Below are 21,513 nucleotides of genomic sequence, written 5' to 3'. Positions count from 1 at the left end.
TTGTGAGCACATCGCCGTCCGACCGCCCTCTCGCGGAGAATTCATGAACGTACTGACCGACAACCTGTCGCTGTTCCGCGAGGGGTTCATCGGCACCGTGGAGCTGACCGTGGTCAGCGGCGTCATAGCCATGGTGCTCGGCGTGATCATCGCCGCCTTCCGGGTCTCCCCGGTCCCGCCGCTGCGCGTCTTCGGCACCCTGTGGGTGAACATCCTCCGGAACACCCCGCTGACGCTGCTGTTCCTGGTGGCCTTCTTCATCCTGCCGAAGATCCTTTTCCCGGACATGGACTCCTTCGTCCTCGGCGTCACGGCGCTGGGCTTCTACACGTCGTCCTTCGTGGCCGAGGCGCTCCGCTCCGGCATCAACACCGTGCCGATGGGGCAGGCCGAGGCGGCCCGTGCGATCGGCATGAGCTTCACCCAGGTCATGCGGGTCGTGGTGCTCCCGCAGGCCACCCGCGCGGTCATCGCCCCGATGGGTTCGATCTTCATCGCGCTGACGAAGAACTCCGCGATCGCGGGTGGCTTCGACAACGTCGACCTGTTCAACGTCACCAAGACCCTGAGCAATGACGGTTACGACATCACGATGATCTTCGTGTGGGTCACGGTCGCCTACCTGATCATCACGTACGCCATCAATGGCGCCTTCCGGCTGCTGGAGCACCGAATGGAGGTCGCCCGATGAGCGCCAGCGTTCTCTTCGACGCACCGGGCCCCAAGGCCAAGTTCCGCAACAGGATCTACTCCGTGGTCGGCACCGTGGCGGTGCTCGGCCTCGTTGCCTGGGTGGTGCTGCGGCTCAACGAGAAGGGCGAGTTCGACGGCGCCCTGTGGGACATCTTCAACTACTCGGGCATCCGCGAGAACATCTTCGACGCGCTGCTGGCCACACTGAAGGCCTTCGCCCTCGCCGGTGTCCTGTCGCTGGTCTTCGCGGTCGTGCTGTGTGTCGGCCGGCTCTCCGACCACCGCCCGATCCGCTGGTTGTCGGTCATCTTCATCGACCTGTTCCGGTCGATCCCGCTGCTGATCACGATCTTCGCCCTCTGGGTGGGCATCCTCGGCGACATGACGCCGCTGTGGGCGCTCGTCCTGGGTCTGACGATCTACAACGGCTGCGTCCAGGCCGAGGTGCTGCGCGCGGGCATCAACGCCGTGCCCAAGGGCCAGAAGGAAGCGGCGTACGCCCTGGGTCTGAACAAGACCCAGGTGATGACCACCATCCTGTTCCCGCAGGCCGTGCGGTCGATGCTGCCGACGATCATCAGCCAGCTCGTGGTGACCCTCAAGGACACCTCGCTCGGTTTCATGATCCTCTACCCCGAGCTGCTGTACTCGGCACGGCTGATCGCCAACAACACGCCGGTGAACGGCAACTACCCGTTCGTCCAGACGGTCACCGTCTTCGGTGTCATCTACATCTCCCTCTGCCTCGCGCTCTCCTCGCTCGCCACCTGGATCGAGAAGCGCGGACGCCGGGCCAAGACGGGCATCGTGGTGGCCGCGGCCGCCGAGCCCGCGGAGGCTCCCGGCGTGCTCGACGCGGCCACTCCGCTCGGTCCGTCGGTCGCCGCGGAGCCCGCGCCGACTGCTCCAGCCGCTCCGGCCGCGCCCGCCGACGCCGGCGCAGACGGGCCCGAGGACGACCCCAAAGGCCCAGTTGGAAAGTCCAACTGACGCTCTGTAGGTACAGTTGTGGGGGACGGTGATGGCGCCGTCCCCCACACGCGTTGTCGGGTGAACACCGGTGCCATCGTCACTTGACGCAAGCACCGGCAATGGGTTGCATACGTTCTGTGATCGTGCACCGGGCTCCAACTGCCAGTTTCTGTACGTACGTCCAGCGCTTCCGGGCAGTCCGGACCCTCGGAGCCCGACGGGCCGGAGGGTGTGCGCCGTGGACCCGGTGATCGTCGTCGGCGCGGGCCCCGTCGGGCTCGCCCTCGCCCTCGCTCTCGCCCGCCACTCGGTGCCCACCGTCGTCCTCGACGAGGGACCGGGCAAGGACGAGCAGCGGCTCGCGCGGACCGCCGTGCTCCGTGAGGACACGGCGGCGTTCGTGGAACGGCTCGCGGGTCACTCGTTCGGCGACACGGAGTCGGGCGCACGCTGGACCGGCTGGCGCTCCGTGCGGCGCAAACAGCTGATGCGGGAGCTGGAGTTCGACGACGAGACCCCCGCTCCGCTGCACCTGCCGCAGCACGTCCTGACAGGCGCCCTGCGCGACGCCATCGCCGACGAACCGCTCGTCAAGGTCGTGGTCGAGAACAAACTCGACTCCCTGGAACAGGACGCCGGCGGGCTGACCGCGCACACGCGCGGGCCGAAGGGCACATGGTGGCGGGGCAGTTATCTGGTGGGCTGCGACGGTTCCCGCTCCACCGTGCGCAAGCTCCTCGACGTCCGCTTCCCGGGACGTACGGCCGTCGAGCGACACGCCGTGGCCGCGTTGCGCACGGAACTTCCCTGGCCGGGTCAGGCGTTGTTGCACCGGATGCCTCCGTGGCGCCACGGAGGCGCCGAGGTGACCGGCCGTCCCCTCGCCGACGGCGTGTGGCGGATCGACTGGCTGCTTCCGCCCCGCGGTGACCTGGTGACGCCCGACGCCCTCGTCGTGCGCATCCGGGAGACCCTCGCGGGCTGGTGCGGGGGCTCGACACCGCCGTACGAACTGCTCGACACGGGCGTGCACACCGTCCACCACCGGCTCGCCCGGCGGTGGCGGGTCGGCCGCGCCTTCCTCGCCGGGGACGCCGCGCACCTGCTCGGCGCGCTCGGCAGCCAAGGGCTCGACGAAGGCCTGCGGGACGCCGACAACCTCGCGTGGAAACTGGCGCTCTCCTGGCATCACGGCGCACGCGAATCCCTGCTCGACAGCTATCAGGTCGAGCGGCGGGCCGGCGTGGCCGCTCGGCTGCGAACCGCCGACCAGTCGCTGCCCGCGCTGCGCGGCGGCAAGGGCCTGCGCTCGTACGTCCCCGGCTCCGCGCGTGGCCACGACACGCTCCTCACGGACGGCCACGTGGGGCGCGGCCCGCTCGGCGCTCCCCCGTCATACGCCGAGTCGCCCTTGGCGGCCGCTCCGTCCGAGTCCGTCACGGTGGTCGGGACGGAGCCAGGGGCGCCGGTCGCCGATGTGCGGGTGACGGCACCGGACGGCTCTTTCGTACAGCTGCGGGACCGGCTCGGGACGGGTCACCTGCTCGTCGTCCTCGTCGCGCCGGGCACCGTCGTGTGGGAGCGGCGGCACTGGGTGACCGCCGGGATCATGCCGCGGCTCGCGGCGGCCGTCACGGCGCTGCCCCACCCCGCGGAGCTGCTCGTCGCGGAGAGCTATCCCGGGGCCGCCGCCCACTCCGTCCTGCTCGTACGACCCGACGGCCATCTGGTCACCGCCCTCTCCGGAGTGCGGCCTGCCGAGCTGTACGCCGCGGCCGAAGCGGTGCTTGGCGGCCCGGCGTCGCCGGGGGCCGGGGGCGGCGGGGACGGGAACGGGAAGCGGGTGGAGGGGGGCGCCCGAGCGGACGAGGCGCAGAGTGCGGCGGGGGTCACGCGGCGTTAGGCGGTGGGTGGGAGATACCGCGTGGGTGGGAGCACTCAGAGCCATCACGTGGGTCGCCTTCGGGTCCTGTTCGGAGTCCTGTTCGCCGTCGGTGCGTGCCTGGCTCGCATGCTGAGCCAGGGTTGACCGGCCTCGGGCCTCATGGTCTACTCCGGATCGTGACCGACACCGATGTTCGCCTGTGGCGGAGGGTCCACATGGACCTCGTCCGCTACGCAGGCTGCGTGTGTCACCCGTCCTGCTGAACTCGCATCTCTCCCTCGCGCGCCGAGCCCCGTTCCGGGCTGTCTCGCGCGCGCTTCCGCGAACTTCCAGGACGGTACCCGTGTCTGTTGCCCCTTCCTCCCCCGCGCCCTCGACCGCGCGTTCCTCGGCGCCCACCGCCGCCGAACTCCTCGACTTCGTCCGCCGCGCCGCGTCCGATCCCGAGCTCGTCGCCTCCCTGCCGCTCGACCCCGAGGGCCGGACCTGGGTGCGGCTGCAGGGGCCCGGCGGCAGCGAGGCCTGGCTGATCGGCTGGCCGCCCGGCACGGGGACCGGATGGCACGACCACGCGGAGTCGGTCGGCGCCTTCCTCACCGCGACGGGCACCCTCAAGGAGAACTCGCTCGCCGCCCGTCTGCCCACCGACGGGTGGAAGACCTTGGAGCTCTCCGACGACGTCGACCGCGAACGGAAGCTGACGGCCGGCGAGGGCCGCGCCTTCGGCCGTAACCACGTGCACGAGGTGCTGAACGAGTCCACGACCGAACACGCCGTCTCCGTACACGCCTACTACCCGCCGTTGCCACGGATCCGCCGCTACAGCCGCACCGGTGACGTGCTCCGCCTGGAGTCCGTGGAGCGCCCGGAGGACTGGCAGTGAGTGACCGAGAGCGAAGCGACGGAGAGCACAGCGGTCGGCAGCCTGCCGGTGAACAGCCGCTGGGCATTGACGAGTTGCTGGAGCGCGTGCGGCTCGGCCTCGATCGGCTCACTCCGGAGAGGGCGTACGAGACCGCCGAGAGCGGAGGCCTGCTGGTCGACATCCGCTATGCGGCGCTGCGGGAGCGCGACGGGCTGATCCCCGGAGCGCTCGTCGTCGAACGCAACGAGCTGGAGTGGCGCCTCGACCCGCAGGGCAGCCATCGCGCTCCGGAGGCCACCGGTCACGACCTGCGCGTCGTCGTGGTCTGCAACGAGGGGTACGCGTCCAGCCTCGCGGCCGCCTCCTTGCGGCAGTTGGGGCTGCGCCACGCCACCGATCTCGTCGGCGGCTTCCAGGCGTGGCGGGCGGCCGGGCTGCCGGTGGTGGCCGCCGGGACGTGAGCACGCGCGCGTGGGTGCCCCTTTCCTGAAGCTTTCCCTCAAGCTCTTCCTCAAGAGGGGGCACCCTTCGCGTACAGGCTCTACTCCTTGGCCGTCGCCACCGTGACGGGAAGCGGCCTCAGGGCGACGCGGCCCGGCAGGGTGGTCGCGGCGAGGGCGAGCAGCCCGGCGACGGCCACCACGGAGACGTACACCAAGGGGACGACCGTCGGTGCCGCACTGCCGGTCATCCCCACGCTGAACGCCGTCAGGACGGCGAGCGCCACCCCGCTGCCCAGCGCGACGCCGATGAGCAGGACCGACAGCGCCTCGGCGCGCAGCATCCGCAGGACCTGGCGGCGCGTGGCACCCGCGAGACGCAGCATCGCGAACTCACGCACGCGCTCGGAGACGGACATGGCGAGGGTGTTGACGACAGCTATGGCGGTGAAGGCCAGCACCAGGCCCATCGCCAGGAGGTTCACCTCGGCGTTGGCCTGTCGGCTCTCGGCCTGGAGACCGTCCGCGGCCGCCGGGGAGAGAACGCGTACGCCGGGGAACTTCTGGACGCCCGCCGCGAGTTGTTCCTGTGTACGGCCGCTCTTGACGAGGACAGTGCCGGCGAGCGGGTTGTCCACGTGGCGGGCGACCAGGTCGTGCGCCATGGTCAGATCGCCGAACCCGAGGCCGCGTGCGTACACGGCGCGGACGGTGAGTTCCGTCTTCGTGCCGTCCCCCAGGGTGAACCTGAGCGTGCTGCCCGGCTTCAGGCCGAGCCGGTCGGCGGCGAGTTCGCTCACGGCAACGGTGTCCTCGTCGAAGTCCTCGAGCGATCCGGCGGTGACGTCCGGGTCCCAGGTCCGGGTGAGGCCCTCGGGGGTGACGCCCTGCGCCGGGTACTTGTCGAGCCCGACACGGACCGTCGTGCGGACGACCTCGGTGGCGGCCTCGACGCCTTCGGTCGTACGCAGCTTCCGTGCGGCCTCCGCCGGGACGCCCGGCCCCTGCGCGGCCAGCACCCAGTTCGCGCGGATGCCTTCGCGGGCCTGGGCGCGGGCGGCGTCGTCAAGGGTGGGCTGGACGAAGAGCACCGTGCAGGTCATGCCGGTGAGAAGGGCGAGCGGAGTGACGACGGCCGCCATCCTGGCCGCGTTGCCGCGCAGGTTGGCGTGGGCGAGCCTGCCGCCGGGGCCGGTCAGCCGGAGAGGGCCCCGCAGCAGTGCCGCAGCCGCCCGGACCACGAGCGGCCCCAGGAGCGCGATGGCACAGGCGAAGACCACCACGGCCAGGAACGTGACGGGAGTCGATGCCGCCTCGGTGTGCAGCACGCTCAGCACGGCGACCAGGACGATCCCTCCGGCGAGAAGCACCAGACCCGCGACGATACGGCCCCAGGCGGGCCCACGCCGCTCGACCCGTGCCTCGGCGAGTGCCTGTGCCGGGCGGATCCCGGCGATCCTGCGCCCCGCGATGCGGGCGGCGGCCCAGGCACCCAGCAGGGTGGCGGCCACGGCCACGAGGGGCGGGAAGGCGCTGACGGCGCGTTCGAGGGTGGCGGGCACGACTCCCGATGCCACGAATCGGCCGTGCAGCCAGCCGCCGAGCGGAATTCCGGCGAACGCGCCGGTGGTCCCCGCGACGGCACCGACGATCAACGCCTCACGGCCGAGCAGCCTGCGGATCTGCCGCGGGGTCGCGGCGACGGCGCGCAGCAGGGCGAGTTCGCGGTGGCGCTGCTGGACCGAGAGGGCGAAGGTGCCGACGACCACGAGGACGGCGACCAGAAGGGAGGTGCCACCCATGGCGCCGCCCATGCTGACGAGCTTGACGCGCGCTCCCGCCGCGTCCAGGAACTCCACGGGCCCGCGGCCGTCCCCGGCGCTGACCTGGGCCGTCGTCCCGTCGAGAGCGCGTTCGACCGCCTCTTTCAGGTCGGCGACGGAGGTGCCCTCGTCCGGTACGACACCGAAGGCGGTCACCTTTCCGGGGTGCGCGGCGAGCCGCTCGGCCTCCCCGGAGGAGAAGAAGAGCGAGGTCTGGTGCGCCAGGGCGCCTGCCTCGGGTGCGGCGACGCCGGTGATGCGGTAGTCGCGCGGGCTCTGCGTCGACTGGACGGTCAGATGGTCACCCGGCTTCAGACTCGCGCGTTCGGCGAGGTCACGATCGACGACCAGATCATGAGCCGCGCGCGGAGCCTTTCCGTCGACGATGCGGAAGGGAGTGAGCACGGCGGACTTCCAGGCATGCCCGTACGAGGGTTTACCGGCGCCCCTTGCAGCGTCAGGCAACAACGGCTGCGCGAGGAAAGTGAGTTCGGGCACGACCGTAGCGGCCCCCGGCACCCTCTTGAGCCTGTCCTCGATGTCGGCGGCCGGCAGCCAGGCTCTCTCGGCGATCGGTTTCGCCTTGTGCTTGACCTTGGTCTTGCCCTTCTTGTGCTTGACCTTGGTCTTGCCCTTCTTGTGCTTGACCGTGGTCTGGTGGACGTTCTGGTCCGCGGAGACGATGACGGGTGTCGCGGCGTAGCGCTCGGTCTTGATCGTGCCGCGCAGGCCGGTCTCCAGGAGGGTGCCGCAGGCCGTGATGAGGGCCGCGGCACACATCAGCGCGAGGAAGGCGCCGAGGAATCCGCCTTTGCGGTCTCTGACCGTCTGAAGGGCGTAGCGCAGCATCATCATGAGGAGGTCTCCGGCTCGGGGAAGGCCTTCGGTGCGGGGAAGGCGAGGAAGCGCGTGAGGACGGTGCGGGCGTCTGCCGGGGTGTCCGCGTCGGACCGCTTGTAGCGGTTGAGCAGCGCGATGTACTCCTCGAAGAACGCGTGGAGTTCGGGGAGGGTCAGCCGGATCGTGCCCCGCGAGTAGGGCAGCGCGTCGGCCCACTCGTCGGGTTCGGCGGCGTTCGGCCCCTGTTCCTCCTGGCTCCGCTCCCGCTGCAGCCGCGCGAAGAGTTCCAGGTCGGCGGTGTACGAGAGGTTGTTGAGCTCGTCCATGACGAGCCGCGTCTCGGGGCTCTGCCGACTGCGCGGCGGAAAGCGCCGGTCGCCAGGAACGGCCCGCCACCAGCGCTCACGCCCGTGTCCCGAGCCACGCGTCTCCTCGACGAAGCCGTATCGGGCGAGTTCGCGTAAGTGGTAGCTGGTCGCCCCCGTGTTGAGGCCGAGGGCGCGGGCGAGCGTCGCGGAGGTGGCCGGGCCGTGCACGGTGAGGTGCTGCAGCATCTGCTGCCGCCGCGGCTGGGCGAGCGCCTTGAGAACGCGCAGGTCGCTCAGTTCTTGCGGAGCCGGGGCCCCCGTCCCGTGTGGGTCGTCGGGCCGCGCCACGCCGGTCGTGCCGGGTTCCTGTGCCATGCGTACACAGTCGTCTGTGCACAGGTCGATGTGCACTGCGGTGGTCCGGCGTCTCCGCAGGGGGGATAACCCCACCCTGCGGAGCGCGGGTTGGGATACGGGAATCGCTCTGGCTGCCGCCCCACCCCCGTGGGGGCGGCCCGCTCAGAACGCCCCGTACCCCAAGTCCTCGGTGTCCTCGCCCTCTTCCTCGAGTACCTGCCGCACCACTCTGAGGGCCATGCCCTCTCCGTACCCCTTGCGGGCGAGCATGCCTGCGAGGCGGCGCAGGCGCTTGTCCCTCTCGAGGCCCCGCGTGGAGCGGAGCTTGCGGGCGACGAGCTCGCGGGCCGTCGCCTCCTCCTGCTCCGAGTCGAGCTGCCCCACGGCCTCGTCGATCAACGTGGACTCCACGCCCTTGGTGCGCAGCTCCCGCGCGAGCGCACGGCGGGCCAGGCCCCGGCCGTGGTGCCGGGACTCCACCCAGGCGTCCGCGAAGGCGCTGTCGTTGATCAGCCCGACCTCTTCGAAGCGGGAGAGCACTTCCTCCGCCACGTCGTCGGGGATCTCCCGCTTGCGCAACGCGTCGGCGAGCTGCTTGCGCGTGCGCGGTGTACCGGTGAGCAGGCGCAGACAGATCGCCCGCGCCCGCTCAGCCGGGTCCCCCGTGGGCGGCTCCCCCTTCTCGGCCCTCGACGAGGAAGGGGAACCGCTGTCCTGGTCGCCGCCGAACCCGCCGCGCCGCCGTCGGCGCCCACGGCTCCGGCCGTCTCCGTCCCGGTGGCCGCCGTCCCGGCCTGTGCCGTCCTGATCCGCACCGTCCCCGTGGCCCCGCCCGGCGGGGCCGGTGCGGCTTTCGGGGGCGGTGTGGTCCGCCCAGTCGGTTCGTCGTGTCACGGACTAGCTCTTGGCCGCCGCGGCCTTGGACTTGGTGGTCTTGACCGCCGGCGCGGGCACCGTCTTGGCGGCGTCGTCGGCCGGGGCCGCGCCCGCCGCGTCCGGGGCCGGCTCGGCGGCCGGGGCCTCGGGCTTCACGCCCACGCCCAGCTTCTCCTTGATCTTCCTCTCGATCTCGTTGGCGAGGTCGGGGTTGTCCTTCAGGAAGTTGCGAGCGTTCTCCTTGCCCTGGCCGAGCTGGTCGCCCTCGTAGGTGTACCAGGCGCCTGCCTTGCGGACGAAGCCGTGCTCGACGCCCATGTCGATCAGGCCGCCCTCACGGCTGATGCCCTGGCCGTAGAGGATGTCGAACTCGGCCTGCTTGAAGGGCGGCGCGACCTTGTTCTTGACGACCTTGACGCGGGTGCGGTTGCCCACCGCGTCCGTGCCGTCCTTCAGGGTCTCGATGCGGCGGATGTCCATGCGCACCGAGGCGTAGAACTTCAGCGCCCGGCCACCGGTCGTGGTCTCCGGGGAGCCGAACATCACACCGATCTTCTCGCGGAGCTGGTTGATGAAGATCGCGGTGGTCTTCGACTGGTTGAGCGCGCTGGTGATCTTCCGGAGCGCCTGGCTCATCAGGCGGGCCTGAAGACCCACGTGCGAGTCGCCCATCTCGCCCTCGATCTCCGCGCGCGGCACCAGGGCGGCGACGGAGTCGATGACGATGAGGTCGAGGGCGCCGGAGCGGACCAGCATGTCGACGATCTCGAGGGCCTGCTCGCCGTTGTCCGGCTGGGACAGGATGAGGTTGTCGATGTCGACGCCGAGCTTCTTCGCGTACTCGGGGTCGAGGGCGTGCTCGGCGTCCACGAAGGCCACCGCGCCGCCCGCCCGCTGGGCGTTGGCCACGGCGTGCAGGGTGAGGGTCGTCTTACCGGAGGACTCCGGGCCGTACACCTCCACCACTCGGCCGCGGGGGATGCCGCCGACGCCGAGCGCGACGTCGAGCGCGGTCGACCCGGTGGGGATGACCTCGATGGGCTCGTTCGGCCGCTCGCCCATGCGCATCACTGCGCCCTTGCCGAATTGCCGTTCAATCTGTGCGAGCGCGGCGTCCAGCGCCTTCTCGCGGTCGGTTCCTGCCATGGGTTCCACCCGATTTGCTTGAGTCGATCGCTTCACGTCAAAGACGCTAACGCCTGCCACTGACAATCCGCCCCGACGCCCGTCCAGCCTGTGGATAACTCGACGCGATCCCTCGACGATCCTTCGTCGATCCCGCGCCGAAATCCTCCGGAGCGTCCCGGGGTTCCCCCGCTCACCTTGCAGAATCACCGCCCGGCCATCCCATAAGAATGGATGTTCGAATTTAGTGTCAAGCGTGGCACGCCGCCCGGGCGCAACAGCGGCGTGGCGGGCGAAGCCCAAGCCTCAGGCCCCCACCCGCCACATCCTCGGACCGCTACCGACGCCCGTCCCGCTTCGGCTCCGCGCTGTCCGCCTCCGGCGGCGCCCCCGGCCTGTTCGGCCCCCGCAGGGCGCCCCGCATACGCGCGAGGAGAGGTGCGCCCACCTGACGTCGGTGCCCGTGGACCCGGGGGTCGTCCGTGACGTCGTACCTCTTCACGTACGCCCCGAGGAAGGCCTGCAGCGTCGCGACGGCGGGGATCGCGATGAGCGCCCCGACCGCGCCGAGGAGCGCCGTGCCCGCGATGACCGAGCCGAACGCGACCGCGGGGTGGATGTCGACGCTCTTGGCGGTGAGCTTGGGCTGCAGCACGTAGTTCTCGAACTGCTGGTAGACGACCACGAAGATCAGCACCCAGAGCGCGAACCAGGGGTCGACCGTGAAGGCGATCAGCATCGGCAGGGCGCCCGCCAGATACGTGCCGATGGTGGGGATGAACTGCGACACGAGGCCCACCCACACGGCGAGCACGGGCGCGTAGGGGACGTCCAGCACCTGGAGCAGGATGTAGTGCGCGATACCGGAGATCAGCGCCATCAGGCCGCGCGAGTAGAGGTAGCCGCCGGTCTTGTCGACCGCGATCTCCCAGGCCCGCAGCACCTCGGCCTGCTTGGCGGGCGGCAGCACCGAGCACAGCGCGCGCCGCAGTCTCGGGCCGTCCGCCGCGAAGTAGAACGAGAACAGCAGGATCGTCAGGAGCTGGAAGAGACCGCCGAGGACCTGCGCGGAGACGTCCAGGACGCCGCTCGCGCTGTTCTGCACGTACTTCTGGAGCCAGTCGGAGTGGACCAGGCTGTCCTGGACCTCGACGCGGGAGAGGTCCGTGTGGAAGGTCTGGTTGATCCAGCTGATGACCTTGTCGAGATAGTCGGGGAAGTCCTCGACCATGTCGACGATCTGGCCCGCGAGCATCGACCCCATCAGTGTGACGAAGCCCGCGCTCGCGATCACGACGCTCAGGAAGACGAGGAAGGTGGCGAAGCCCCTGCGCAGCCCGCGCGCCGCCATCCAGCTGACCGCCGGCTCGACCGCGAGCGCCAGGAAGAACGCGATCAACACGTTGATCAACAGCCCGGTCAGCTGGTGGAACGCCCAACTGCCCAGCTGGAAGCACGCGATGAGCGCGAGGGCGAGAACCATGGCGCGCGGCAGCCAGCGCGGCATGCGGGCGCCGTGCCCTGCCTCGGCCCCGGCGGGGGGCTGTGCGGGCGGCGTCGTGCCGGGCGGAACGGTGTCCTGGGTGACCTGCGCGGTCTCTTCTGTCGGTGCCACGGAGCAAGTCTCACTCACGCCGCGGGCAATCGGCCGCCACCCTCACATCTTGGGACGGCCCCACGCGCGCGTGGCGCCCTCCGACGGCGATGAACCGCCGGTGGTCAGCGCTTGTCGGCCGGTACGTCCATCGCCGCGCACACCGCACGCCAGACGTCCTTGGCCTCCCAGCCCGCGTCCAGCGCCTCGTTGACCGTACGGCCGCCCAGTTCCGTCATCACGTGATCGCGCGCGAAGGAGTCGGCGTACGCCGCACCGAAGTGAGCCGCCATCCGCTGCCAGAAGACCGTCAACCGCATGCCTCCAGTATCGCGCCCCTGAGAGTGCAGCCGGGCACAGGGGGCTTGCCGGAAACGCTTTCCGCCCTACCGTCGGAGCATGGCCGAAACCGGAGCATCCCCCGACGCAGTGCCCTCCCCCGGCACGCTCTCCCCGCTGGCCCGCGCCGAGCACTTCGTCTGGCTCACCGCACGCGTCCTCGAGCAGCGACGGTTCGCGTACCACTTCCTCGACGGCGCGGGCGGCGACGCGGCCGCGGACGCGGTCGAGACCGCTCTGACCTCGTACGCCACCGGTGACGGCGGGTACGGCTATGCGCTCGAACCCGATCTGCGCGGCCCCGTCGGCCAGCCGCTGCACACGGCGCACGCACTGCGCGTGCTGGACTCGATCCGCCGCTGCGGCGGACAGCGGGTGGAGCGCGTGTGCCGGTATCTGACCTCGGTGTCGACTCCGGAGGGCGCCCTTCCCGCGATCCATCCCAGCCAGCGCGGCTACCCCTCGGCGCCGTTCGTACCGGTCGTGGACGACCCGCCCGGCGAGTTGCTCGCCACCGGCCCCGTGGTGGGCCTGCTGCACCGCAACGAGGTGTGGCACGCCTGGCTCTTCCGGGCCACGGACTTCTGCTGGGCGGCCGTCGAATCGCTCGAGGAGTCGCATCCGTACGAGATCCAGGCGGCCGTCGCCTTCCTGGACGGCGTCCCCGACCGCCCACGCGCGCGTGCCGCCGCCGACCGCCTCGGCCGCCTCGTGCGGCAGCAGCGGCTCGCGGCGCTGGACCCGGACGACCTGGAGGCATATCCCGTGGCGCCCGGTTACGCGCCGGGCGAGCACCACTTCCCGCATGACTACGCGAAGGTTCCCGAATCGCTCGCGCGCGCGTGGTTCACCGACGCGGAGATGGACCGCTCACTCGACTTCCTGGCCCGGGAACAGCAGGCGGACGCCGGCTGGCCCGTGCGCTGGCGGCAGTGGGCGCCGGGCACGGCCCTGGAGTCGCGTCCGATCGTCACCATCGAGGCACTGCGCACGCTCCGGGCGTACGGGCGGCCCATCGACTGATGGGGGGGCGACCCTCCGCCGACTGACCGGGGGGGGGCGGCACCCTCCCGCCCCGCCGGCGCTTCTTTCCGCTCTTTCCGTACGAACGCTGGTCGATCCGGCTCCGGGGCCCGACACTCTTGCCTGTGCATCCGCCAGAGCCGCACACCACTCCCGAACGGTCGCCGCTGGTGAGCGGGGCCTGGCGCACCACGTGGTTGTTGCTGGCCTTCATGGTGGTCAACTTCGCCGACAAGGCGGTCCTAGGGCTCGCGGGGCCGGAGATCCGTGCGGACTTCGACCTCACCCGGCAGGAGTTCGGCACGGCACAGTCGGCGTTCTTCGCACTCTTCTCCGTAGCGGCCCTCGGGGTCTCTCTGCTGACCCGGCGCGTGCGGACGACCCCGCTGCTCCTGGTGCTCGTGCTGCTGTGGTCGGCCGCGCAGCTGCCGATGGTGTGGGGCGCGGCGGGGTTCGGCACGCTGGTGGCCACGCGGGTCCTCCTGGGCGCGGCGGAAGGCCCTTCCGCGCCGGTGGCCATCCACCACGTCCACGGCTGGTTCCCGCAGCGTGAACGGGCCCTTCCCACCGCGGTCCTGCTGTTCGGCGCGGCGGCCGGAGTGGCCGTGGCCGCGCCCGTACTGAGCTGGGTGATCACCCAGTGGGGCTGGCGCTGGTCGTTCGGGGTGGTAGGGCTCGTCGGTCTCGTCTGGGCGGTGGCCTGGCAGATCTGGGGCGCCGAGGGGCCGCTTGCCCCACAGGTCGGAAGGGCTGCGGAGAGCAGCAGGGGCGGCGGGGACACACCCGCGTCGGACAGGGTCCCGCTGCGCGCCGTTCTGCTCTCGGGCACCTTCATGACGGCGGCCTTCGGCGCCTTCGCCGCGTACTGGCTGATGAGCACCCTGCTGACGTGGACACCGGACTACCTGGAGAGCGTCGTGGGCTGGGATCTCAACCGGGCCGGCACGCTGGTGGGTGTCGGAGCCCTCGCCAACGGCGTGGTGCTGCTCGTCCACGGCCTGATCTCACAGCGCTCCGCCCGGCGGGAGCCGACCGGCCGGCGGCTGCCGGTGGGGGCGGGTGCCGGACTGCTCATGGTGGTTTCGGGCTGTGCTGTGGCCGTGTTCGGAACGGTCGGCTCGATGTGGTGCAAGGTGCCTCTGATGCTGGGCCCCATGACCCTCGCCATGATCACGCTCACGGTGGCCATGACGGCGTGCGCCCGCATCGCCCCGCCCTCCCAACGGGGCGTCGTGCTGGGCGTGCTGACCTTCGTGTACGCGCTCGGCGGCATCCTGTCGCCGCTGGTTCTCGGCGGCGTGGTGGACCGGGCGGACACGGTGTCCGTGGGCTACGAGCAGGGCTGGCTGCTGACTTCGGGGCTGCTGTTGGCCGCGGGCGTCCTGGCGGCGCTCTTCTGCCGTCCGGAAGCGACCGCGAAACGACTCGGGGTTTCCGAGGCCCCGTCGGCGGGGGTGCCGCTCGTCCCCTGAACCGACGTGTCACGCGCCTCACCCCGCGAGCGCCCGAAGTCCCGCCGTGACGACGACGGCCGTCGCGATGACGACGAGGAACGGCGCGCGCAGCAGCAGCGCCAAAGCCGCTGCGGCGAGCCCTGCCGCCTTGGCGTCCAGGCCGAGTGTCTGTCCCTCGGCGAAGGTCTGCTGGGCCGTGAGAGCCGCCAGCAGGGCCACGGGGAGCAGGGCTGCCATCCGTCGGACGAGCGGTCGCTCCAAGGCGCCCGCGGGCACCAGTAGACCGGCGAGCTTGACGAGGTAGCAGCTGACGAAGGTCGCTCCGATGGCGATCCAGACGTTCACCGGCCCTCCCTCCGTGCGTCGTCGCGGGCCCGTCGGCCCTCTACGTAGAGGACGATCGGTACGGCGAGAGCAGCGACCAGGACGGGCACGCCCGCGGGCAGTACCGGCAGCAGGCCCAGTCCGAGGAGTACGGCGACGCTCGCGGCGGCACGCTCCGTAGAGGTACGCAGCATCGGTGCGAGCAGCGCGAGGAAGACCGCGGGACCGGCCGCGTCGAGGCCCCACGCGTCGGTGTCGCCGATCGCCTCGGCGCCCAGCGCGCCGAGCAGCGTGGTGAGGTTCCAGAGCGCGTAGAGGCTGAGCCCGGTGACGGTGAAGCCGATGCGGGCGCTGCGCCGCGTGGGCTGGGCCAGGGAGACGGCCGTGGTCTCGTCGATGACCCAGTGCGCGGCGAGCGGGCGGATCGCGCGGGGCAGGGCGAGCAGCTGCGAGAGACGCAGTCCGTAGAACGCGTTGCGCACTCCGAGGAAGAAGGCGCCCGCGGCGGCCGTGAACGGGTTCCCGCCGCCGGCGAGCGCCCCCACCAGGGCGAACTGCGACGCACCGGTGAACACGAACAGGCTCAGCGCGCAGGTCTGGAGCAGGGTGAGACCGCTGCCCGCAGAGGTCACTCCGAAGGCGAAGCCGGAGAGTCCAACGGCGACCCCGACGCCGAGCGCGTCACGGACGACGGCTGCGTCGGGCTTCTCCAGGGGTGTGCCGTATTCCTCTGGAAGTGCATCCCGCCCCTCTGGACGTCCATCCTGTCCCTCCGGAAGTGCATCCCGCTCCTCCGGAGGGCTGGGCTCGGCTTGTGCGCGTATGCGTGCGCTGTCTGGTGCGTCTAGGCCCGCAGGGGGCGTCTGTTCTGCCACGCACCGGACGGTACGAGTGGCCCCGCGCCCGGGTCTTGTACGTTCTTGCGCTCGCGCTGATACGCCCCTGGGGGCACCCCCACGATCCGGGTGAAGTGCCGGTTGAGGTGCGGCTGATCGGTGAAGCCCACGGCGACGGCCGCGTCGGCGGGCGCCGTGCCCGCGTCGAGAAGGTGCCGGGCCCGGCGCACCCGCGCGTCGGTGAGCCAGGCGTGCGGCGGCATGCCGTACGTGTCCCGGAACGCGCGCAGCAGGGCGAAGGGGCTGGTGCCGAGGTCGGTGGCGAGCCGCTCCAGACTCGGTGGATCGGCGAGGCTGTCCTCGAGGACGGCACGCGCGCGTGCCGCCGTCCTCGCGCCCGCCGTGCGCACGGTGCGCTGCGGCAGGGGGCCGCCGTTGAGGCGCAGCAGCCGGGTGACCGCCACCCGCAACAGGGTGTCGGCAGCGAGCGCGTTGCCGTCCTCCGCCGCATGCAGCACGCGGTGTACGAGCGCCACGGAGTACGGGTCGTCGAGCACCGGGCGGAGGAATCCGGGCGCGCCCCGGAGGGTCGTCGTTTCCGCCGCGATGGCGGCGACCACCTCCGGCGCGGGGTAGACCGCCCCGTAGCGCCAGCCTTCGGGCGCGCCGGCCCGGCCCGTGTGCGGGGTGTCGGGGTTGATCAGGGCGAGGGTTCCCGGACCCGCGTGCCGGTCGGCCCCGCTGTGCCGGAAGACGTCGACGCCCTCGGCTATCGCGGCGATCACGAAGTGCTCGTGGGTGTGCCGCACGAACGTCCTGCGGATGTAGCGCGCCCGCAGAAGGTCGACGCCCGGCAGCTCCGCGTACCGCCAATGCCGCGCCTGCTCCGCCGAACCCGGCCCGTCCCCACGCCGCGCCCGCTCCGCCGAACACGCCCCGTTCCCACCCCGCGCCTGCCCCGCCGCACCCGCCATGCACCCATTCTGCGACGGGCGCGCAACCTCTTTTTCGCAGGTCGGCGCCGATGTCAGTGGTGGGGTGCACGATGGGGGCATGGTCAGCTCCGCGTCCAGTGCGCCCGGCGCCCCCAGCGCCCTAGCCGGATTCTCCCCCGCGACCCGCGGTTGGTTCACGGGGGCCTTCTCCGCGCCCACCTCCGCCCAGGCCGGTGCGTGGCACGCCATCTCGGAGGGTTCCGACGTGCTGGTCGTCGCGCCCACGGGCTCCGGAAAGACCCTGGCCGCGTTCCTCGCCGCGCTCGACCAGCTGACCTCGACCCCGCCGCCCGCCGACCCGAAGAAGCGCTGCCGGGTGCTGTACGTGTCGCCGCTGAAGGCCCTCGCGGTGGACGTGGAGCGTAATCTGCGCAGCCCCCTGACCGGCATTCGCCAGGAGTCGGTGCGGCTCGGTCTGCCCGAGCCCGAGGTGCGGGTCGGCATCCGCTCGGGTGACACCCCGGCCGCCGAGCGCCGGGCCCTGTCGACCCGCCCGCCGGACATCCTGATCACCACGCCCGAGTCGCTCTTCCTGATGCTCACCTCGGCCGCGCGGGACGCGCTGACCGGCATCGAGACAGTGATCCTCGACGAGGTGCACGCGGTCGCGGCCACCAAGCGCGGCGCCCATCTCGCCCTGTCCCTGGAGCGGCTCGACGAGGTGCTGCCGAAGCCCGCGCGCCGCATCGGCCTGTCGGCGACGGTGCGCCCGGTCGACGAGGTGGCGCGCTATCTGTCCCCCAAGCGCAAGGTCGAGATCGTCCAGCCGCCGTCCGGCAAGGAGTTCGACCTGTCGGTGGTCGTTCCTGTGGAGGATCTCGGGGAGCTTGGCGGGTCCCCGGCCAGCGACGCCAAGGACGGCCCGGGAGCCGAGGCGGAGCGCCCGTCGATCTGGCCGCACGTCGAGGAGCGCATCACCGACCTCGTGCAGGCCCACCGTTCGACGATCGTGTTCGCCAACTCCCGCCGGCTGGCCGAGCGCCTCTGCAACCGGCTCAACGAGATCGCGTACGAACGGGCGACCGGCGAAGCCCTCCCCGAGGACCACTCCCCGGCGGAGCTGATGGCGGAGGCGGGCGCCGCCAAGGGCGCCCCGCCCCTCCTGGCCCGCGCCCACCACGGGTCGGTCTCCAAGGAGCAGCGCGCACAGGTCGAGGAGGACCTGAAGGCGGGCAGGCTGCCGGCCGTCGTCGCCACGTCCAGCCTGGAGCTGGGCATCGACATGGGCGCGGTCGACCTGGTCGTGCAGGTCGAGTCGCCGCCGTCGGTGGCCTCCGGGCTCCAGCGCGTGGGCCGGGCGGGGCACCAAGTGGGCGCTGTCTCCACGGGAGTCGTCTTCCCGAAGTACCGCGGAGACCTGGTCCAGGCCGCCGTCGTCACGGAGCGGATGCGCACCGGCTCCATCGAGTCCCTGCGCATCCCGGCCAACCCACTGGACGTGCTGGCCCAGCAGCTGGTGGCGATGGTCGCACTCGACACCTGGCAGGTCGACGACCTGCTGACGGTGGTCCGCCGGGCGGCGTCCTTCGCCTCGCTTCCGGAGTCCGCGTTCACGGCGGTCCTGGACATGCTCGCGGGGCGCTATCCCTCCGACGCGTTCGCGGAGCTGCGTCCGCGCGTGGTCTGGGACCGCGTCGCGGGCACGGTCACCGGGCGGCCCGGAGCGCAGCGCCTGGCGGTCACCTCGGGAGGCACCATCCCCGACCGGGGCCTCTTCGGAGTCTTCCTCGCGGGCGCCGACCCCAAGAAGGGCGGCGGCCGGGTCGGGGAGCTCGACGAGGAGATGGTGTACGAGTCCCGGGTGGGCGACGTCTTCACACTCGGCACGAGTTCCTGGCGCATCGAGGACATCACGCGCGACCGGGTCCTCGTCTCCCCCGCCCCCGGTGTCCCGGGCCGCCTCCCCTTCTGGAAGGGCGACCAGCTGGGCCGACCGCTGGAGCTGGGCCGCGCTCTGGGCGCGTTCCTCCGGGAGGTCGGCGCGCTCTCGCGGGAGGACGCGCGCGGGCGGCTCCTCGCCACGGGCCTGGACTCCTGGGCCGCGGACAACGTCCTGGCGTACCTCGCGGAGCAGCGCGAGGCCTGCGGGCACATCCCGGACGACCGCACGATCGTCGTCGAGCGGTTCCGCGACGAGCTGGGCGACTGGCGGGTCGTCGTGCACTCCCCCTTCGGAGCGCAGGTGCACGCCCCGTGGGCCCTCGCCCTCGGCGCCCGCCTCACCGAGCGGTACGGCATGGACGCCCAGGTCATGCACGCCGACGACGGCATCGTGCTGCGGCTGCCCGACGCCGACCTGATGGGCTTCGACCTGCTCGACCAGGAGCCCACCGCGCCCCCTGTGGAGTACGACGCGGAGAAGGCCCCGGTCAGCGCCGGCGACGTGATCTTCGACAAGGGCGAGGTCAACCAGATCGTCACCGATCAGGTGGGCGGCTCGGCGCTGTTCGCCTCCCGCTTCCGCGAATGCGCCGCCCGCGCGCTGCTGCTGCCGCGCCGCAGCCCCGGCAAGCGCACCCCGCTGTGGCAGCAGCGCCAGCGCGCCGCCCAGCTCCTGGAGGTCGCCAGCGAGTACGGCTCGTTCCCGATCGTCCTGGAAGCGATCAGGGAGTGCCTCCAGGACGTCTTCGACGTACCGGGACTGACCGAGCTGATGGGCGACATCGAGTCCCGCCGCGTCCGCCTCGTCGAGGTGACCACACCCGAGCCCTCCCCCTTCGCCCGCTCCCTCCTGTTCGGGTACGTCGCCCAGTTCCTGTACGAGGGCGACTCCCCCCTCGCCGAGCGGCGCGCGGCGGCACTCTCCCTGGACTCCCGGCTGCTCGCGGAGCTCCTCGGCCAGGCAGAGCTGCGCGAACTGCTCGACGCGGACGTCCTGACGGAGCTGGAGCAGGAGCTTCAGTGGCGTACCGAAGACCGCCGCGTCAAGGACTCCGAAGGCGTCGCCGACCTGCTCCGGCTCCTCGGGCCGCTCACCGGGGACGAGTTGGCCGAGCGCGGCGCCGAGCCGGGCTGGGCCGAGGAGCTCGCGGCCGCCCGCCGCGCGATCCGGGTCCGCGTCGCCGGCGCGGACCACTGGGCGGCGATCGAGGACGCGGGCCGGCTGCGCGACGCCCTCGGCACGGCGTTGCCGGTGGGCGTCCCCGAGGCGTTCACCGAGCCCGTCAAGGACCCTCTCGGCGACCTCCTCGCCCGCTTCGCGCGGACGCACGGCCCGTTCACGTCCGCCACCGCCGCCGCCCGCTTCGGCCTGGGAGCGGCGGTCACGGAGGGCGCTTTGCAACGCCTCGCGGCGAACGGCCGCGTGGTGCAGGGAGAGTTCCACCCGGCGGGCATCGGCCAGGAGTGGTGCGACGCCGCGGTACTGCGCCGACTGCGACGCCGCTCCCTCGCCGCCCTGCGGCACGAGCTGGAGCCGGTGCCACCGGCCGCACTGGCCCAGTTCCTGCCCCAGTGGCAGAACCTGAGCGGACACGGCCTGCGCGGCATCGACGGCCTGGCACGCGCCGTCGAACAGCTCCAGGGCGCCACCGTCCCCGCCTCCGCGCTCGAGAAGCTCGTCCTCCCCTCACGCGTCTCGGGCTACCACCCGGCCATGCTCGACGAGCTGACCGCGGCCGGCGAGGTCATCTGGGCCGGCGCGGGCTCCCTGCCGGGCAAGGACGGCTGGGTCTCCCTATACCTGGCCGACACCGCACCCCTGCTCCTGCCTCCCCCGCACCCCCTGGAGCTCACCGCCCTGCACCAGTCGGTCCTGGACACCCTCTCCGGGGGGTACGGCCTCTTCTTCCGCCAGATCGCCGACCAGGTCCGCGCCACCACCCACCCGGACGCCCTGGATCCGCAACTGGCCGACGCCATCTGGGAGCTGGCCTGGTCGGGCCTGCTCACGAACGACACACTCGGCCCGATGCGCTCCCTCCTCGGCTCCGGCCGCACGGCGGGAGCCACGGCCCACCGAGCCAAGCGCAGCACCCCGCGCGGACGCTACGGAAGCCTCACCGCCGCCGCCCGCACCGCGTCCCGCACCGGTCCTCCCACCGTCGCGGGCCGCTGGTCGCTGCTCCCCCTCCGCGAGCCCGACCCGACCCTGCGCGCCCACGCCCTGGCCCGCGCCCTCCTGGACCGGCACGGCGTGGTGACCCGCGGCGCGGTGGCGGCCGAAGGGGTCGAGGGCGGCTTCTCGGCGACGTACCGCGTCCTGTCGGCCTTCGAGGACAGCGGGCAGGCGCGCCGGGGCTATGTCGTCGAGGGCCTGGGCGCCGCACAGTTCGCGATGGACGGCGCGGTGGACCGCCTGCGCGCCACAGCTAATGCCCGGGACCGTACGGACAGCTCGCGCCCCTCCGACACCCAGGCGGCCGTCGTCCTGGCCGCCGCGGACCCCGCCAACGCGTACGGGGCGGCCCTTCCCTGGCCCGAGCCGCCGAACGGCGCGAGTCACAAACCCGGCCGCAAGGCGGGCTCCCTCGTCATCCTGGTCGACGGCGAGCTGACGCTCTACATGGAGCGCGGCGGCAAGACGCTGCTGGCCTGGCCGGCCACTCCGGAGAACCCGGTCGCCGACGACCCCCAGCTGCACGCCGCCGCGGAAGCGCTGGCCGCGGCCGCCCGAGCGGGTTCCCTCGGCACGGTCACCGTGGAGCGGGTCAACGGCTCCGCCGCCCTGACGTCCCCCTTCGCCCCTCTCCTGGAGGGAGCCGGCTTCCACGCCACCCCACGCGGCCTCCGCCTGCGCGCCTGACCATGCCACCTCACGCGGCC

Annotated in this window: 18 protein-coding genes; 9 read left to right on the top strand and 9 right to left on the bottom strand. The window is 72.0% G+C overall.

The window, feature by feature from the left end; translation table 11 throughout:
• Positions 1-43: 43 nt before the first annotated feature.
• From ACZ56E_RS14250 to ACZ56E_RS14225, 6 genes are all read left to right on the top strand, one after another.
• On the top strand, positions 44-691 hold the full coding sequence (locus ACZ56E_RS14250) for an amino acid ABC transporter permease (RefSeq protein ID WP_468602932.1): 648 nt from the start codon (positions 44-46) through the stop codon (positions 689-691).
• On the top strand, positions 688-1,683 hold the full coding sequence (locus ACZ56E_RS14245; protein WP_471214147.1) for an amino acid ABC transporter permease: 996 nt from the start codon (positions 688-690) through the stop codon (positions 1,681-1,683). The genes ACZ56E_RS14250 and ACZ56E_RS14245 overlap by 4 nt, the downstream gene beginning before the upstream one ends.
• Positions 1,684-1,903: 220 nt before the next feature.
• Positions 1,904-3,568 (top strand): FAD-dependent monooxygenase, encoded by a 1,665-nt coding sequence (locus ACZ56E_RS14240; RefSeq protein ID WP_471214145.1) that lies wholly within the window; start codon positions 1,904-1,906, stop codon positions 3,566-3,568.
• Between the two features lie 197 nt (positions 3,569-3,765).
• Positions 3,766-3,813: a hypothetical protein gene (locus ACZ56E_RS14235; protein WP_317987190.1), complete on the top strand. Its 48-nt coding sequence runs from the start codon at positions 3,766-3,768 to the stop codon at positions 3,811-3,813.
• Positions 3,814-3,893: 80 nt separating this feature from the next.
• On the top strand, positions 3,894-4,433 hold the full coding sequence (locus tag ACZ56E_RS14230; protein WP_471214143.1) for a cupin domain-containing protein: 540 nt from the start codon (positions 3,894-3,896) through the stop codon (positions 4,431-4,433).
• Positions 4,430-4,876 carry a rhodanese-like domain-containing protein gene (locus ACZ56E_RS14225; protein ID WP_471214141.1) on the top strand — a complete coding sequence of 149 codons (447 nt, stop codon included), beginning with the start codon at positions 4,430-4,432 and terminating at the stop codon, positions 4,874-4,876. Before ACZ56E_RS14230 ends, ACZ56E_RS14225 begins: the two co-directional genes overlap by 4 nt.
• A gap of 80 nt (positions 4,877-4,956) precedes the next feature.
• Here the strand turns inward: ACZ56E_RS14225 and ACZ56E_RS14220 are convergent, their stop codons facing one another.
• The 6 genes from ACZ56E_RS14220 to ACZ56E_RS14195 form a co-directional block, all read right to left on the bottom strand.
• Positions 4,957-7,530 (bottom strand): FtsX-like permease family protein, encoded by a 2,574-nt coding sequence (locus ACZ56E_RS14220; protein WP_471214800.1) that lies wholly within the window; start codon positions 7,528-7,530, stop codon positions 4,957-4,959.
• Positions 7,530-8,201 carry a helix-turn-helix domain-containing protein gene (locus tag ACZ56E_RS14215; RefSeq protein WP_471214140.1) on the bottom strand — a complete coding sequence of 224 codons (672 nt, stop codon included), beginning with the start codon at positions 8,199-8,201 and terminating at the stop codon, positions 7,530-7,532. Before ACZ56E_RS14215 ends, ACZ56E_RS14220 begins: the two co-directional genes overlap by 1 nt.
• 144 nt (positions 8,202-8,345) lie before the next feature.
• Positions 8,346-9,077 carry a recombination regulator RecX gene (recX, locus tag ACZ56E_RS14210; protein WP_471214138.1) on the bottom strand — a complete coding sequence of 244 codons (732 nt, stop codon included), beginning with the start codon at positions 9,075-9,077 and terminating at the stop codon, positions 8,346-8,348.
• 3 nt (positions 9,078-9,080) lie between these two features.
• A complete protein-coding gene (recA, locus tag ACZ56E_RS14205) occupies positions 9,081-10,205 on the bottom strand; it encodes a recombinase RecA (RefSeq protein ID WP_471214137.1) in 1,125 nt (374 codons plus the stop codon).
• Between the two features lie 316 nt (positions 10,206-10,521).
• Positions 10,522-11,799 carry an AI-2E family transporter gene (locus ACZ56E_RS14200; protein WP_471214136.1) on the bottom strand — a complete coding sequence of 426 codons (1,278 nt, stop codon included), beginning with the start codon at positions 11,797-11,799 and terminating at the stop codon, positions 10,522-10,524.
• A gap of 104 nt (positions 11,800-11,903) precedes the next feature.
• Positions 11,904-12,098 (bottom strand): DUF3046 domain-containing protein, encoded by a 195-nt coding sequence (locus ACZ56E_RS14195; RefSeq protein ID WP_362992571.1) that lies wholly within the window; start codon positions 12,096-12,098, stop codon positions 11,904-11,906.
• A 79-nt stretch (positions 12,099-12,177) separates the two neighbouring features.
• Here ACZ56E_RS14195 and ACZ56E_RS14190 point away from each other — a divergent pair, with 79 nt between their 5' ends.
• Entirely contained in the window at positions 12,178-13,140 is a 963-nt protein-coding gene (locus tag ACZ56E_RS14190; protein ID WP_471214134.1) for a hypothetical protein, read from the top strand.
• A gap of 125 nt (positions 13,141-13,265) precedes the next feature.
• A complete protein-coding gene (locus ACZ56E_RS14185; RefSeq protein WP_471214133.1) occupies positions 13,266-14,612 on the top strand; it encodes an MFS transporter in 1,347 nt (448 codons plus the stop codon).
• An 18-nt stretch (positions 14,613-14,630) separates the two neighbouring features.
• Here ACZ56E_RS14185 and ACZ56E_RS14180 read toward each other — a convergent pair whose 3' ends face one another.
• From ACZ56E_RS14180 to ACZ56E_RS14170, 3 genes are all read right to left on the bottom strand, one after another.
• On the bottom strand, positions 14,631-14,939 hold the full coding sequence (locus tag ACZ56E_RS14180; protein WP_471214131.1) for an AzlD domain-containing protein: 309 nt from the start codon (positions 14,937-14,939) through the stop codon (positions 14,631-14,633).
• Positions 14,936-15,631: an AzlC family ABC transporter permease gene (locus ACZ56E_RS14175; protein WP_471214798.1), complete on the bottom strand. Its 696-nt coding sequence runs from the start codon at positions 15,629-15,631 to the stop codon at positions 14,936-14,938. Before ACZ56E_RS14175 ends, ACZ56E_RS14180 begins: the two co-directional genes overlap by 4 nt.
• Positions 15,632-15,762: 131 nt before the next feature.
• Positions 15,763-16,728, bottom strand: coding sequence for an AraC family transcriptional regulator (locus ACZ56E_RS14170; RefSeq protein ID WP_471214129.1), 966 nt, complete (start codon positions 16,726-16,728; stop codon positions 15,763-15,765).
• Positions 16,729-16,807: 79 nt separating this feature from the next.
• On the opposite strand from ACZ56E_RS14170, the gene ACZ56E_RS14165 reads away from it, so the two are divergent.
• Positions 16,808-21,493, top strand: coding sequence for an ATP-dependent helicase (locus ACZ56E_RS14165; RefSeq protein ID WP_471214128.1), 4,686 nt, complete (start codon positions 16,808-16,810; stop codon positions 21,491-21,493).
• The last annotated feature ends 20 nt before the right edge of the window (positions 21,494-21,513 follow it).

The organism is Streptomyces sp. NPDC039480, from assembly GCF_055597165.1.
The sequence above is the reverse complement of the archived record's forward strand: the minus strand, read 5'-3'. Positions and strand labels throughout refer to the sequence as shown.